Here is a 14,095-nt window from a genome sequence, read left to right as displayed (position 1 = left end):
TCCGTGGCGGGCGGGCCGGACGGTGTCGTACGCGCTGTCAGGGGTGGGTCACCACTGGGGCGGGCTGGCGATCGACCGGGCGAGGACGTCGTCCAGGACGCGGGCCGTGGCGGCCACGTCGAGCTGGGAGTTGTCGATGATCGGCAGGCCCGAGCCGTACCAGCCGGCCATCCGGCCGTGGATGCGGGCGACCTCCTCGTCGCTGAGGCGGCGGTTTCCCGAGCGCTCCGCGTTGCGCTCCAGGACGACTTCCAGGCCCGGCAGGAGGACGACCGGCAGCAGACCGGGGCCGACGTGCCGCTTCCATCCGCCGAGGCCGACGACGGGACGGTCCGGGAAGACCGCGTCGTCGAGGATGCAGGAGATGCCGTTGGCCAGGAAGTTCCGCGCGGCGAAGCCGCAGGTGCGGCGGGCCAGGCGGTACTGCGCCTCGGAGTGGTCGTTCCACCCCGTCTGCGGGTCGGCGAAGCCCGAGCGCACCCACTCGCGTACGTCGTCGAGGCTGATGTGGGCGGTGGGCACGCGGCGGTGGTCGGCCCAGTACTTGGCGACGCTGGTCTTGCCGGCGCCCGCGGGGCCGATGAGCAGGACCGCGAGGGTGGTGGCGGCCGGGTCGGGGGTGCCGGGGGCCGGCGGAGGGCTCGGCATGGCGACCGGGGCGCCCGGAGGCAGCTGCACGTGCCCGGTGGTCTCCGGCGGCGGCCCGGGGAGGTGCTGCGGGGGCTGCGCGGAGGGGTGCTGCGGAGGCGGCCCGGGCGCGTGGTGCGGCGCCATGGGGTGCTGCGGGGGTTGGGCGGGAGGGGCGCCCGGCGGGACCGGTCCTCCGGCGAATCCGGGAGCGGGTGCCGGACCCGGCTGCCCCGGGTGATGTCCGGCCGGTGACCAGCCTGCGGCCGGTCCGTGCCCCGGCTGATGGGGCGGCGGCAGCGGGGCCCCCACTGCGTGCTGCATCCGGTGCCACTCCGTCTCGTACAGGCAATGGGCGCTGGCGGACGGGACATCGGTCCCGCCGCTACCGAACGGTACCTTCCCCGGCCGTCGTTGTGTGAACGGCCGGGGAACGTGCGAAGTGCCCGGTGGAGAGGGGCAGAACGGGTTGAGCAGGGTGTTCCCGGTGCATACGTGCGCCGGGCCGTCGCTGCTACTCGGCGACCTCGCCGTACGCGGCCAGGAGGACGGCCGGGTCGGGGCCCTCCAGGACGGTGGGCTTGGCCAGTCCGTCGAGGACGATGAAGCGCAGCAGGTCGCCGCGGGACTTCTTGTCGACCTTCATGTTCTCCAGGAGCTTCGGCCACTGGTCGTAGCGGTAGGTCAGCGGGAGGCCGACGGACTCCAGGACCGCGCGGTGGCGGTCGGCGGTCGCGTCGTCCAACCGGCCCGCGAGACGGCCGAGTTCGGCGGCGAAGTGCATGCCGACGGAAACGGCCGCGCCGTGCCGCCACTTGTAGCGCTCGTTCTTCTCGATGGCGTGCGCGAGCGTGTGGCCGTAGTTGAGGATCTCGCGGAGCCCCGACTCCTTGAGGTCGCCGGAGACGACCTCCGCCTTGACCTTGATGGAACGCTCGATCAGCTCGGCGGTGTGCGGGCCGGCGGGCGTCCGTGCGGCTTCCGGGTCGGACTCGATGAGTTCGAGGATCGCCGGGTCCGCGATGAAGCCGGCCTTGATGACCTCGGCGAGTCCGGAGACGAAGTCGTTGACCGGCAGCGAGTCGAGCGCGGCCAGGTCGCAGAGCACGCCGGCGGGCGGGTGGAAGGCGCCGACGAGGTTCTTGCCCTCGGCGGTGTTGATGCCGGTCTTGCCGCCGACCGCCGCGTCGACCATGCCGAGCACGGTGGTGGGGACGGCGATCCAGCGCACTCCGCGCAGCCAGCTGGCGGCGACGAAGCCGGCCAGGTCGGTGGTGGCGCCGCCGCCCACGCCGACGATCACGTCGGTGCGGGTGAAGCCGGACTGGCCGAGCGCCTTCCAGCAGTAGGCGGCGACCTCGACGGTCTTGGCCTCCTCGGCGTTCGGCACCTGGATGGCGACGGCCTCGTAGCCCTGGTCCGCGAGGTCGGCGCGGAGCGCCTCGCCCGTCCCGGCGAGTGCCTCGGGGTGGACCACGGCGACCCGCTTGGCCTTCTCGCCGATCAACCCGGCCAGTTCGCCCAGGAGTTGACGTCCGACCAGGACCTCGTAGGGATCGGTGCCCGCGGTGCCACCGACCTGGATGCGGGTCACTGCCTCGCTCATGCTTCCTTCAACTCCAGTGCGTCGAGGACCGCTCGGGCGACCTCATCGGGGGTGCGGCCGTCGGTCGCCACGACCGCGCGGGCGACTTCGGTGTACAGGGGGCGGCGGGCTTCCATCAGCTCGCGCCACTGCCGGCGCGGGTTGACGGCGAGCAGTGGCCGGGCCGCGTTCAGGCCGGTGCGCTGGACCGCCTCCTCCACGTCCATGGAGAGGTAGACGACCTGGTGGCCGGCGAGCAGCGCGCGGGTGTCCTCGTCGAGGATCGAGCCGCCGCCGAGCGCGAGCACGCCGTCGTGTCCGGCGAGCGCCTCGTGCACGGCACGCTTCTCGATCGCGCGGAAGGCGGCCTCGCCCTCGTCGACGAAGATGTCGGCGATGGTGCGGCCCTGCGCGGTGACGATGTCGTCGTCCGTGTCCCGGTAGACGCAGCCGAGCCGCTCGGCGACGAGCGCGCCCACCGTGGACTTGCCGACCCCCATGGGGCCGACGAGGACCAGTCGTGGGGCGGTCACCGGATGGCCAGGTTCTCGAGGTAGCCGGTCACGTTGCGGCGGGTCTCGGGGACGCTGTCGCCACCGAACTTCTCCGCCACGGCGTCGGCGAGGACGAGCGCGACCATGGCCTCGGCGACGATGCCGGCGGCCGGGACGGCACAGACGTCCGAGCGCTGGTGGTGGGCCTTGGCGGCCTCGCCGGTGGCGACGTCGATGGTGGCCAGCGCGCGCGGCACGGTGGCGATCGGCTTCATCGCGGCGCGGACGCGCAGCAGTTCGCCGGTGGTGAGGCCGCCCTCGGTGCCGCCGGAGCGGCCGGTGGAGCGCCGGATGCCGTCCGCGGTGTGGACGATCTCGTCGTGCGCCTGGGAGCCGGGTACGCGGGCCAGGTCGAAGCCGTCGCCGACCTCGACGCCCTTGATCGCCTGGATGCCCATGAGCGCGGCCGCGAGCCGGGCGTCGAGGCGCCGGTCCCAGTGCACGTGCGAGCCGAGGCCCACCGGCACGCCGTACGCGAGCACCTCGACGACGCCGCCGAGGGTGTCGCCGTCCTTGTGGGCCTGGTCGATCTCCGCGACCATCGCCTTCGACGCGTCGGCGTCGAGGCAGCGCACCGGGTCGGCGTCGAGCTTCTCGACGTCGGAGGGCTTGGGCAGGACGCCGTAGGGCGCCTTGGCGGCGGCCAGCTCGACGACGTGGGAGACGATCTCGATCCCGGCCGTCTCCTTGAGGTACGAGCGGGCGATCGCGCCGAGCGCGACGCGGGCCGCGGTCTCGCGGGCGGAGGCGCGCTCCAGGATCGGCCGGGCCTCGTCGAAGCCGTACTTCTGCATGCCGGCGAGGTCGGCGTGGCCGGGCCGGGGGCGGGTCAGCGGGGCGTTGCGGGCGAGGTCGGCGAGGATCTCCGGGGCGACCGGGTCGGCCGCCATGACCTGCTCCCACTTGGGCCACTCGGTGTTGCCGACCATGACGGCGATCGGGGAGCCGAGGGTGAGTCCGTGCCGGACGCCACCGAGGAAGGTGACCTCGTCACGCTCGAACTTCATCCGGGCACCGCGTCCATAGCCGAGGCGCCGCCGGGCCAGGTGGTCCGCCACCATGTCCGTGGTGATCGGCACGCCGGCGGGAAGTCCCTCCAGCGTGGCGACGAGTGCGGGACCGTGGGACTCCCCCGCGGTCAGCCAGCGCAACCTGCTCAACGGTGCTCCTCATGCTCGCGCCCTGGTGCTGCTGCTGCGTACGCGCGTCCTCGCGTACGGCGACGGCGCGACCGGGTGCGCGGCCCTGGCCCGCCACCCCCGATCCTCCCACGTCCGACGGGGGGAACCGGCCGCAGGTCCATCAGGCGGACGCGGCCGTCCGGGGCGCGGCGGCCCCTGAGCGGCGCGCCGGGGCGAGCCAAAGGGTGTGCGGAGCGTCCTGTCGCCGGGCTCTAACGGGCCGCGAGGGCGTGTTCGCCGGCCTTGCGCATGACGTCGAGCGGGGCGGGGGCGCGCCCGGTCATCTGCTCCACCTGCAGCACCGCCTGGTGGACGAGCAGGTCGAGTCCGCCGACGACGGCACCGCCGTACGCCGACCAGCGGGCCGCGAGGTCCGTGGGCCACGGGTCGTAGAGCACGTCGAACAGGGTTGCCGGGCGTTCCGGGACGGCTCCGGCCAGGGCGTCCGTGGTGCCCGCCGGGGTCGTGGCGATCACCAGCGGTGCCCGCAGCGCCTCGGCGGCGTCCGCCCAGTCGGCGGTCCGCACCTCGACGCCGAGACGCTCGCCCCACTGCCGCATCTCGGCGGCCCGCTCCGCGCTGCGGACGTACGCGACGACCTCGCCGGTGCAGATCCGCGCGAGCGCGGCCAGAGCGGAGGAGGCGGTGGCACCGGCACCGAGGATCGCGGCCGAGTCGACCTGCTCGATCCCGCGCTCGCGCAGCGCCGCGACCATCCCCGGGATGTCGGTGTTGTCTCCGGTGCGCCGCCCGTCCTCGGCGAACACCACGGTGTTGACGGCCTCGACGGAGGCGGCGGTCTCGGTGACCCCGTCGAGCAGCGGAATGACGGCCCGCTTGAGCGGCATGGTCAGCGACAGCCCGGCCCACTCGGGGCCGAGCCCGTCGAGGAAGCCGGTCAGCGACTCCTCGTCGACCTCGAAACGGTCGTACGACCAGTCGGCGAGGCCCAGCTCCCGGTACGCGGCGCGGTGCAGCACCGGCGAGAGGGAGTGGGCGATCGGCGACCCGAGCACGGCGGCCCGGCGGGCATCAATTGCCCGAACTGTCATTGAACTTTTCCTTGAGCTTCTCGAAGTCGGCGTTCGTCTTGGCGAATTCGGTCTTGCTGTGACCGTCGGTCGCCACGAAATACATCCAGCCGTCGCTCGTCGGATTGAGCGTCGCTTTAAGGGCCTCGACACCCGGATTGCCGATCGGGCCGGGCGGAAGTCCCCTCTGCGTGTACGTGTTGTACGGGTCCTTGTTGCTGTTGATCTCGGACTCGCTGATGTGGATGTTGCTCTGGCCCTTCAGATAATTGAAGGTCGAGTCGAACTGCAGCAATTGGTTCGTCTCGGTGTTGGTGGCCTTGAGACGGTTGTAGACGACCTCGGCCATCTTCCGGTAGTCGTCGTGCGTCTTGCCCTCGGCCTCGACGAGACTGGCGACCGTGACGACCTGCAACGGGTCGGCGAGTTTGAGGGACTTCGCCTTCTCCGCGAGCCCCATGGCCGCGTAGTTGCTGGACGCCTGCTTCACCATGCCCTTGAGCACGCTCTCCGGCTTCATCCCCTTGGCCGCGGGGTAGGTGGCGGGCCAGAGGAATCCTTCGAGGGGATCCTTTATGTCCTTGTTGCTGTTCGCCCAGCTCGGCAGACCGAGGCTCTTGTAGTCCTTCTTCGCGACACCACTCGTGGTGCCCTTGGAGAGGCCGAGCTGTTTGTCGATCGACGCGTAGACCGTGGCGTTCCGGTTCCCGGGGGCGACGACCACGTTGTTCTGACTCTTGGGGTCGAGCATCAATTCGACGGCACTCGCCGCGGACATCCCCTTGCGCAGCAGATAGGCGCCCGCCTGGATCCTCTTGCCCTGCGGATTCTCCTGCTGGGCGGAGACGAAGGCGTCCACGCTCTTGACGACGCCGAGCGCTTTGAGTTTCTGGCCGATCTCGTAGCCGCCGGCGCCCTTGCCGATCTCGACGGTCACCTGGCCCGAGCCGTCGCCCGCGTAGTCGGGCGCCGAGCCGAAACGGTTCTGGTAGTAGTGGTAGCCGAAGTAGCCGACACCGGCGAGGCCGCCGCCGAAGACCGCGACGACCACCAGGCACGCGCAGCCGCTGCGCCGCTTCTTGCCCTTGCCGCCGCCCCGGCCCTTGCGGTCGCCGCGGCCGCGGCGGCCCTTGGGGTCGTCATCGTCGTCGAGGTCGTCGTCATCGTCGCCGCCCGCGAAGAAGGCGTGCTCGCCCTGGTCGGGACCCGGGTCCCAGTCCGTCTTCGGCTCGGGCTCGGCGCGGCGCCGGGCGGGGGGCTCGGGCGGCGGATAGGCCTCGGGGGTGTTGTAGAAGTCGGGCTGCTCGCCGGTGTACTGGCCCGCGTAGGGGTCGGTCGGGTCGGCGCCGTAGGACACCTGGGGGTGACCCCCGGTCTGCCATTCGCCCGACTCGTACTGCTGCCCGCCCTGACCGCCGTACTGCTGCTGCCCCTGATCGGGGTACTGCTGCCGGCCCTGGGGGTCGTAGTGCTGCTGCGACTGGTCCGTGTACGGGGGGTGCCCCTGGCCGGGGTACTGCTGCTGCCCGTGGAACTGCGGCTGGCCCTGGTACTGCGGCTGTCCCTGGTCCTGGTACTGGCCGGGACCGCCCTGAGGCTGCTGGTACTGCTGCTGCCCTTGGCCGTACGCCTGCCCGCCGGTGCCCCAGTCGCCCTGCTGGGCCTGGTGCGGCTGGGCCTGCGGATAGTGCTGCGGCTGGCCGCCGTCGTAGGCGGACCGGCCGTCGGCGGCCTGTCCGCCCCATCCGCTGTCCCCGTACAACGGGTCCTCCGGATGCCACGGTTCGGAGCCTGGGCCCCGGCCATACTCAGTCATCGATCCCCTACGAGCCGCGAGCCGGCAGCTGCCGGCTCCAGTGGCTCGGCTCCCGTCCGCCTCTTTGCTGTGCGGGGGCTGTTCGAACACCACCGCATCGCGCGGAACGTTACCGTATCGCGATCACATGACCACTTCGACGCCCTCGCCGGGAGATTTACCTGACACCCGTTCGGATTCCAGGGCCTGCTGGAGAATGACGACGGCGGCCGCCTGGTCGATGACCGACCGGCCCTTCTTCGACTTCACGCCCGAGGCGCGCAACCCCTGACTGGCCGTCACCGTGGTCATCCGCTCGTCCACGAGCCGCACCGGAACGGGCGCGATCCCCCGCGCGAGCTCCTGGGTGAAGGCACGGACCTTGACGGCGGCGGGCCCCTCGCCCCCCTTGAGGGAGCGAGGGAGACCGACGACGACCTCGATCGGTTCGTACTCCTCGACGAGCTGCTTCAGCCGGCGGTGGGCGGCCGGGACGTCACGTCCCGGGACCGTCTCCACCGGTGTCGCGAGGATCCCGTCGGGGTCGCACGAGGCGACCCCGATCCGGGCGTCCCCGACGTCGATCGCGAGCCGTCGTCCTCTGCGCATCTCCACGATCTTCTTACTTTGCCGTCTCGGCGACGAGGCGCTGGACCGCGGCGACGGCGTCGCCGATGGCGGCCGGGTTCTGGCCGCCGCCCTGGGCGACGTCCGGCTTGCCGCCACCGCCACCGCCGAGGGTCTTGGCCGCGGCCCGCACCAGCTCGCCGGCCTTGAGCCCGCGCTCACGGGCGGCCTCGTTGGTGGCGATGACCGTCAGCGGCTTGCCGCCGGCCACGGTGAACAGGGCCACGACGGCGGCCCGTCCGCCCTGGATGCGGCCGCGCACGTCGAGGACCAGCTTGCGCAGGTCGTCGGCGCCGGTGCCGTCCGGTACCTGGCCGGTGACCAGGGCGACGCCGTTGACGTCCTGGGCGGACTCGACGAGACCGGCGGCGGCCTGGAGGACCTTCTCCGCGCGGAACTTCTCGATCTCCTTCTCGGCGTCCTTCAGCTTGCCGAGCATGGCGGAGACCTTCTCCGGAAGCTCCTCGGCGCGGCCCTTGACCAGTTCCTGGAGCTGGGCGACGACCGTGTGCTCACGGGCGAGGAAGTTGTACGCGTCGACGCCGACGAGGGCCTCGATGCGGCGCACGCCGGAGCCGATGGACGACTCGCCGAGCAGCTTGACCAGGCCGAGCTGGGCGGTGTTGTGCACGTGCGTGCCGCCGCACAGCTCCTTGGAGAAGTCGCCGATGGTCACGACGCGGACGCGCTCGCCGTACTTCTCGCCGAACTCGGCGATGGCGCCCTGCTTCTTGGCCTCGTCGATGCTCATGACCTCGGCCTCGACGTCCAGGTCGCGGGCGAGCACCTCGTTGATCTGCTGCTCGACGTCGGTCATGACGGCCGTGGGGACGGCCGACGGGGAACCGAAGTCGAAGCGGAAGCGGCCGGGCTGGTTCTCGGAACCGGCCTGGGCGGCCGTCGGGCCCAGCGCGTCCCGCAGCGCCTGGTGCGTGAGGTGGGTGGCCGAGTGGGCGCGGGCGATGGCGGTGCGGCGGCGCACGTCGATGACGGCCTGCGCCTTGGCACCGACGGTGGCCTCGCCGACCTGCACGACGCCCTTGTGGACGTACACACCGGGAACGGGCTTCTGGCAGTCGCGGATCTCGATGATCGCGCCGGACTCGACCCGGATGCGGCCGGTGTCGCCGATCTGGCCGCCGCCCTCGGCGTAGAAGGGGGTCCGGTCGAGGACGATCTCGACCTCGTCGCCCTCGGTGGCGGCCGGGGAGGAGACACCGTCGACGAGGATGCCGACGATGGTCGACTCGCCCTCGGTGCGGTCGTACCCGATGAAGTCCGTCTCGCCGGCGGCGTCCGCGATCTGGCGGTAGGCGCCGAGGTCGGCGTGACCGGTCTTCTTGGCGCGGGCGTCGGCCTTGGCCTTGTCCCGCTGCTCCTTCATCAGGCGGCGGAACCCGTCCTCGTCCACCGAGAGGCCCTGTTCGGCGGCCATCTCCAGGGTGAGGTCGATCGGGAAGCCCCAGGTGTCGTGGAGCAGGAACGCCTTGTCGCCGGCGAGGACCGTGCCGCCGGACTCCTTGGTGTCGGAGATCGCGGTGTCGAGGATGTTCGTGCCGGCCTTCAGCGTCTTGACGAAGGCGGCCTCCTCGGCGAGGGCCACGGTCTCGATCCGCTGCCGGTCGCTGACCAGCTCGGGGTACTGCTGACCCATCATCTCGATCACGACGTCGACGAGGTCCTTGACGACGAGACCCGTGGCACCGAGCAGGCGCATGTTGCGGATGGCGCGGCGCATGATGCGGCGCAGGACGTAGCCGCGGCCCTCGTTGCCGGGGCTCACGCCGTCACCGATGAGCATGACGGAGGTGCGCATGTGGTCGGTGACCACGCGCAGCGAGACGTCGGAGTCGGGGGCCGCCCCGTACTCGACACCGGTCAGCTCTGTGGCCTTCCTGATGACCGCCATGGAGGTGTCGATCTCGTACAGGTTCTGCACGTCCTGCAGGATCATCGCGAGACGTTCCAGGCCGAGGCCGGTGTCGATGTTCTTGCTGGGCAGCTCGCCGAGGATCTCGAAGTCTTCCTTCGAGATGCCCTCGCCGCGCTCGTACTGCATGAAGACCAGGTTCCAGATCTCCACGTAGCGCTCGTCGTTGACGGCCGGGCCGCCCTCGACGCCGAACTCGGGGCCGCGGTCGTAGTTGATCTCGGAGCACGGGCCGCAGGGTCCGGGGACGCCCATGGACCAGTAGTTGTCCTTCTTGCCGAGGCGCTGGATGCGCTCGGCCGGGACGCCGATCTTGTCGCGCCAGATGGCCTCGGCCTCGTCGTCCTCCAGGTAGACCGTGATCCACAGGCGCTCCGGGTCGAGCCCGTAACCACCCTTGTCCCGGGGCAGCGTGAGCAGCTCCCAGGCGTAGGTGATGGCGCCTTCCTTGAAGTAGTCGCCGAAGGAGAAGTTGCCGCACATCTGGAAGAACGTGCCGTGCCGGGTGGTCTTGCCGACCTCTTCGATGTCGGGCGTGCGCACGCACTTCTGCACGCTGGTGGCGCGCGACCACGGCGGCTTGACCTCACCGAGGAAGTACGGCTTGAAGGGGACCATGCCGGCGGGGACCAGGAGCAGAGTCGGGTCGTCCGCGATGAGCGACGCCGAAGGGACGACGGTGTGACCGCGCTCCTCGTAGAAGCTCAACCAGCGGCGGCGGATTTCAGCCGACTCCATCAGTGGTCCTCATTCCGGTTGTACGTGTACGTCGTGTTCTCGATGTACTTGATCTGCTTGTCGTTGCCGGGCTGCCCGGCTTCGCCGATCGCGGCGATCCGGCGCTGCGTGGGGAGTTCGGGGTCGGTGCGGCCGTTCAGGCCGAGCACCTCGCCGAGTTCGGCCTCCCGCTGGGCCATCCCGTCCCGGACGTCGAGGGCGAAGTCCTTGAGCCGGTGACCCGCGTCGATCGCCTTGTTGGCGGCCTGCGCCGCGAGGCTCTCGGGGGTCAGCGCCCGGATCTTGCGGTTGACCTTGGTGGTGGCCCATACACCCGCGGCTGCGCCTGCGGTGAACCAGAACGTACGGCGGAACATCGCTGCGTCAGTCCTTCTTCCGCTTTCCCCGTCGCGACGACGGGACGGTGCGGCCCACGATCACGGTTCGCCGGGACGCCTTGGGGGGCTCGTTCTCTCGACGGCCTCCGATGGCCCGGCGCACGCCGTAACCGAACGCCGCGACCTTGACCAGGGGGCCGCCGAAGGTGGAGGCGACGGTCGTCGACAGGGCCGACGCGTTCGACGTCACCTCCTGGACGTCCGACGCGATGGCGTCGACGCGGTCGATCTGGGTCTGCGCGGAGCGCACGGCCGCCGACGCGTCCGCCAGGAGCGGGACGGCCTGTTCGGTCACGTCCGCCACGAGCTTGGTGGTCGCCCGGAGCGTCTGGGCCAGTCTCGCCAGCGCGACGGCGAGGAAGGACACCAGGATCGCCCAGAACACGGCCACCAGGATCCCGGCCACCTCACCACCGGTCACTGTTGCACCCGCTCCCTGACTGCGTGCCTGATCATCGAAAAGTCGTCACCCGAGCCTATCGCGCCGACGCCGCGGCTCCGTACCGCATTACCGGCTGCCGCACCCGGAGTTGCGCGAAGCGATTGTACGGAGTGCTCACAGGTCAGTACGCTCCGTATCCCATGCAGCGTTCTCAGCCCGCCCGGCGCTCCGCTCCCGCGACATCCGGCAATCTGCCCCTGGAACTCGACGCGTTCGTGGGGCGCTCGGCCGAACTGGCGCGGCTGGCCGAGCTGCTGGAAACGGTCAGGCTGGTCACGGTGACCGGGGTCGGTGGCGTCGGAAAGTCCCGTTTCGCGGTGCACGCGGCGGCGAGCGCGGACCGTCCGGGCGCGGTACACCGCGTGGATCTGTCCGCCGTGCACGATCCGGGACTCGTCGAGTACGCGGTGCTGGAGGCCCTCGGCCTGACGGACCACACCGCGAAGCCGCCGCGGCAGGTGCTGCTCGGCCATCTCGCCGACCGACGCCTCCTGCTCGTCCTGGACGGCTTCGAGCACCTGGTGGAGGTGACCGCCTCGCTGGTGGCCGAGCTGCTGCGCAGGGCGCCGGAACTGCGGGTGCTGGCCGTGGGACGCCGGCCGCTGGATCTCGGGGGCGAGCGGGTCTTCCCGCTGGCCCCGCTGGCCGAGGCGGAGGCGGCGGAGCTGTTCGTGGACCGGGCGGCGGCGCGGGTCCCCGGATTCACGCTGGACGAGGGGAACCGGGCCGACGTCCTGGAGCTGTGCCGTCGCCTGGACGGGATCCCGCTGGCGGTGGAGCTGGCGGCCGGACGCCTCAGCGCCCTCTCCCCCGGTCAGTTGCTCGCGCGGCTGGAGGACCGGTTCCGGCTGCTGACCGGGGGCGGGCGGGACGCACTGCCCCGGCATCAGACGCTGCGGACCGCGATCGGCTGGAGCCATGAGCTGTGCACCCCGGAGGAGCGCCTGCTGTGGTCCCGGCTGTCGGTGTTCGCCGGCCGGTTCGACCTGGAGGCCGCCGAGTACGTGTGCAGCGGGGACGGGCTGCACGCCGACGACGTCCTCGACGTACTGGACGCGCTGCTCGCGCAGTCCGTGCTGTCCCGCGAGGAGACGGCGGCCGGGGTGCGCTACCGGATGCTCGACACGGTCCGGGCGTACGGCGCCGAGTGGCTGGAGGCGACGGGGGACGCGGAGCGGCTGCGCCGCCGGCACCGCGACTGGTACATGGGGCTCGCCACCTGGTGCGAGCTCGACTGGTTCTCCCCGCGCCAGGGCGAGGTCGCGGCGCGGGTCGAGACGGAACTGCCGAATCTGCGCTGCGCGCTGGAGTTCTCGCTGACCGAGCCGGACGACGCCCATCTCGGCCAGTACCTGGCGGGCGCCCTCTGGTTCTACTGGGTGGGCTGCGGCCGGCTCTCCGAGGGCCGGCACTGGCTGGAGCGCAGTGTCGAGCTGGACGGCGACCGGGACCAGTCGCGGCTGAAAGCCCTGTGGGTGCTCGGCTATGTGGCGGTCCTCCAGGGCGACTCGGTGCCCGCGCTGTCGGCGCTCCACGAGTGCCGTGAGGAGGCGGAGCGCGCCGAGAACGCCGTGGCGATCGCGTACGCCGAGCACCGCACCGGCTGTCTGGCCCTGGTGACGGACGACATGACGCGCGCCGAGACGCTGCTGCGCTCGGCCCTCGACCGCTATCACGAGATCGGCGAGCTCAACAGCAATGTGCTGATGGGGCAGGTCGAACTCGCGATGGCGCTCGCCTTCCAGGGCGATCTGCCGGGCGCGGTGAAACTGTGCGAGGACGTCCGCCGGGTCTGCGAGGACCACGGTGAGCGCTGGGCGCTCGGGTACGCGCTCTACGTCCTGGCGTACGAGGCCCAGGCGGGCGGCGATCCCGGGCGCGCCCGGGACCTCCTGCGACGGGGGCTCGGTATCGCGCACGCCTTCCACGATCTGCTCGGCGCCGTCCTCGCGGTCGAGCTGCTCGCGCTGATCACGGTGGTGGAGGGCGATCCGGCCGAGGCCGCGCTGCTCCAGGGGGCGGCGTCGCGGATGTGGCCGTCGGTGGGCCTGCCGCTGTTCGGCTCGGCGTACTACAACGCGCCGCACGAGCGCTGCGCGTCGCTGGCCCGACAGCTGCTGGGCGACGAGCGGTACGAGGCGTGCGTGCGGGAGGGGGAGCTGCTCGGGCAGGAGGCCGCGGTCGCCCGGGCGCTCGGCGGGGCGGGAACGCCGCCGCTCGGGGTGGTGCCGTCGCCGCGCAGACTGCCCCCGGACATGCGAAAGCCCGCCGTCTCCCCCACCGCGAAGGGCGGGGAGACGACGGGCTGACACTGACGCGCAGGTGGTGCCACGTCCGCCGGAAGTAGATCAGCGGGCGTAGTACTCGACGACGAGCTGCTCGTCGCAGATCACCGGGATCTCCTTGCGGTTCGGCTCGCGGTCCAGGCGGAACGCCAGGGCCGGGAGGTTCACCTGGAGGTAGCGCGGGGTCTCACCGTCGGGGGCGAACCCACCGGCACGGGAGACCTCGAACAGGGTCTTGCTGCGGCTGCGCTCGCGGACCATCACGACGTCGTCGGGACGGACACGGAACGACGGCTTGTCGACCTTGCCGCCGTTGACCTCGATGTGGCCGTGGACGACCATCTGGCGGGCCTGGTAGATCGTGCGGGCGATGCCCGAACGCAGCACCAGCGCGTCGAGACGGCGCTCGAGCTCGATGACCAGGGCCTCACCGGTCTTGCCCTGCGTCTTGGCGGCACGCTCGTAGGCGCGGACGAGCTGGCGCTCGGACACGTCGTACTGCGCGCGCAGACGCTGCTTCTCCAGCAGACGGACCTTGTAGTCCGAGTTCTGCTTGCGGCCGCGGCCGTGCTCGCCCGGCGGGTAGGGGCGGGCCTCGAAGTACTTGACGGCCTTCGGGGTCAGCGCGATGCCGAGGGCACGCGACTTCTTGACCTTGGGGCGGGACTGGTTCGGCATGAACCAAACACCTCATGTTTCGGATGCGAATACGGCTTCACCAGGGTTAGGGGAGGTCGCAATCCGCAGCCCGGGAAACCCTTCCCGTCGACGTGAGGATCCACGTGGGCGGGGCGGGCAGCCGCTCCTGGGTCTGGGCACATACGTGCAGCACGCGAGTGACCCACCGACCGGTCCCGGAGATCCGGGTGGTGGTGGGTTGCCCGCGACACCTTCGACGGTGCGCGACGCTCCTGGAATCCCTC

Annotated in this window: 12 protein-coding genes; 1 reads left to right on the top strand and 11 read right to left on the bottom strand. The window is 71.4% G+C overall.

Annotation, left to right across the window (positions count from 1 at the left end; genetic code table 11):
* Positions 1 to 48: 48 nt before the first annotated feature.
* The 10 genes from OG406_RS32370 to OG406_RS32325 form a co-directional block, all read right to left on the bottom strand.
* Entirely contained in the window at positions 49 to 951 is a 903-nt protein-coding gene (locus OG406_RS32370) for a Pro-rich N-terminal domain-containing protein (protein ID WP_164369978.1), read from the bottom strand.
* Between the two features lie 190 nt (positions 952 to 1,141).
* Entirely contained in the window at positions 1,142 to 2,233 is a 1,092-nt protein-coding gene (gene aroB, locus OG406_RS32365) for a 3-dehydroquinate synthase (RefSeq protein WP_164369977.1), read from the bottom strand.
* A complete protein-coding gene (locus tag OG406_RS32360) occupies positions 2,230 to 2,712 on the bottom strand; it encodes a shikimate kinase (protein ID WP_164370050.1) in 483 nt (160 codons plus the stop codon). The genes aroB and OG406_RS32360 overlap by 4 nt, the downstream gene beginning before the upstream one ends.
* A 29-nt stretch (positions 2,713 to 2,741) precedes the next feature.
* Complete coding sequence (aroC, locus tag OG406_RS32355) at positions 2,742 to 3,926, bottom strand: chorismate synthase (protein WP_164369976.1); 1,185 nt, start codon at positions 3,924 to 3,926, stop codon at positions 2,742 to 2,744.
* 233 nt (positions 3,927 to 4,159) lie between these two features.
* The gene (locus tag OG406_RS32350) at positions 4,160 to 4,999 is read right to left on the bottom strand and encodes a shikimate dehydrogenase (RefSeq protein ID WP_266612104.1); all 840 of its coding nucleotides are present in this window, start codon (positions 4,997 to 4,999) and stop codon (positions 4,160 to 4,162) included.
* Positions 4,980 to 6,794 (bottom strand): endolytic transglycosylase MltG, encoded by a 1,815-nt coding sequence (mltG, locus tag OG406_RS32345; protein WP_327410242.1) that lies wholly within the window; start codon positions 6,792 to 6,794, stop codon positions 4,980 to 4,982. The genes OG406_RS32350 and mltG overlap by 20 nt, the downstream gene beginning before the upstream one ends.
* Positions 6,795 to 6,917: 123 nt before the next feature.
* Positions 6,918 to 7,382, bottom strand: coding sequence for a Holliday junction resolvase RuvX (gene ruvX, locus OG406_RS32340; protein WP_164369973.1), 465 nt, complete (start codon positions 7,380 to 7,382; stop codon positions 6,918 to 6,920).
* Between the two features lie 13 nt (positions 7,383 to 7,395).
* A complete protein-coding gene (alaS, locus tag OG406_RS32335) occupies positions 7,396 to 10,068 on the bottom strand; it encodes an alanine--tRNA ligase (RefSeq protein WP_329189119.1) in 2,673 nt (890 codons plus the stop codon).
* The gene (locus tag OG406_RS32330; protein ID WP_267050262.1) at positions 10,068 to 10,424 is read right to left on the bottom strand and encodes a DUF6167 family protein; all 357 of its coding nucleotides are present in this window, start codon (positions 10,422 to 10,424) and stop codon (positions 10,068 to 10,070) included. The genes alaS and OG406_RS32330 overlap by 1 nt, the downstream gene beginning before the upstream one ends.
* 7 nt (positions 10,425 to 10,431) lie before the next feature.
* Positions 10,432 to 10,866 (bottom strand): DUF948 domain-containing protein, encoded by a 435-nt coding sequence (locus OG406_RS32325; RefSeq protein ID WP_164369970.1) that lies wholly within the window; start codon positions 10,864 to 10,866, stop codon positions 10,432 to 10,434.
* A gap of 161 nt (positions 10,867 to 11,027) precedes the next feature.
* Between OG406_RS32325 and OG406_RS32320 the strand changes: the two genes are divergently transcribed.
* A complete protein-coding gene (locus tag OG406_RS32320) occupies positions 11,028 to 13,196 on the top strand; it encodes an ATP-binding protein (protein WP_266854428.1) in 2,169 nt (722 codons plus the stop codon).
* 39 nt (positions 13,197 to 13,235) lie between these two features.
* Here OG406_RS32320 and rpsD read toward each other — a convergent pair whose 3' ends face one another.
* Positions 13,236 to 13,850: a 30S ribosomal protein S4 gene (gene rpsD / locus OG406_RS32315; protein WP_164369968.1), complete on the bottom strand. Its 615-nt coding sequence runs from the start codon at positions 13,848 to 13,850 to the stop codon at positions 13,236 to 13,238.
* Positions 13,851 to 14,095: the final 245 nt, after the last annotated feature.

The sequence above is a fragment of the Streptomyces sp. NBC_01428 genome, from assembly GCF_036231965.1.
In the GTDB taxonomy this organism is placed as follows: Bacteria; Actinomycetota; Actinomycetes; order Streptomycetales; family Streptomycetaceae; genus Streptomyces.
This window is presented reverse-complemented; position numbering and strand designations above follow the sequence as displayed.

Excerpts from the sequence above, each read along its gene's own strand:
- rpsD (WP_164369968.1), bottom strand. The coding sequence starts at position 13,850 with ATGCCGAACCAGTCCCGCCCCAAGGTCAAGAAGTCGCGTGCCCTCGGC.
- OG406_RS32330 (WP_267050262.1), bottom strand. The coding sequence starts at position 10,424 with ATGTTCCGCCGTACGTTCTGGTTCACCGCAGGCGCAGCCGCGGGTGTA.
- ruvX (WP_164369973.1), bottom strand. The coding sequence starts at position 7,382 with ATGCGCAGAGGACGACGGCTCGCGATCGACGTCGGGGACGCCCGGATC.
- OG406_RS32350 (WP_266612104.1), bottom strand. The coding sequence starts at position 4,999 with ATGACAGTTCGGGCAATTGATGCCCGCCGGGCCGCCGTGCTCGGGTCG.
- OG406_RS32360 (WP_164370050.1), bottom strand. The coding sequence starts at position 2,712 with ATGGGGGTCGGCAAGTCCACGGTGGGCGCGCTCGTCGCCGAGCGGCTC.
- alaS (WP_329189119.1), bottom strand. The coding sequence starts at position 10,068 with ATGGAGTCGGCTGAAATCCGCCGCCGCTGGTTGAGCTTCTACGAGGAG.
- OG406_RS32320 (WP_266854428.1), top strand. The coding sequence starts at position 11,028 with ATGCAGCGTTCTCAGCCCGCCCGGCGCTCCGCTCCCGCGACATCCGGC.
- mltG (WP_327410242.1), bottom strand. The coding sequence starts at position 6,794 with ATGACTGAGTATGGCCGGGGCCCAGGCTCCGAACCGTGGCATCCGGAG.
- OG406_RS32370 (WP_164369978.1), bottom strand. The coding sequence starts at position 951 with ATGCAGCACGCAGTGGGGGCCCCGCTGCCGCCGCCCCATCAGCCGGGG.
- aroB (WP_164369977.1), bottom strand. The coding sequence starts at position 2,233 with ATGAGCGAGGCAGTGACCCGCATCCAGGTCGGTGGCACCGCGGGCACC.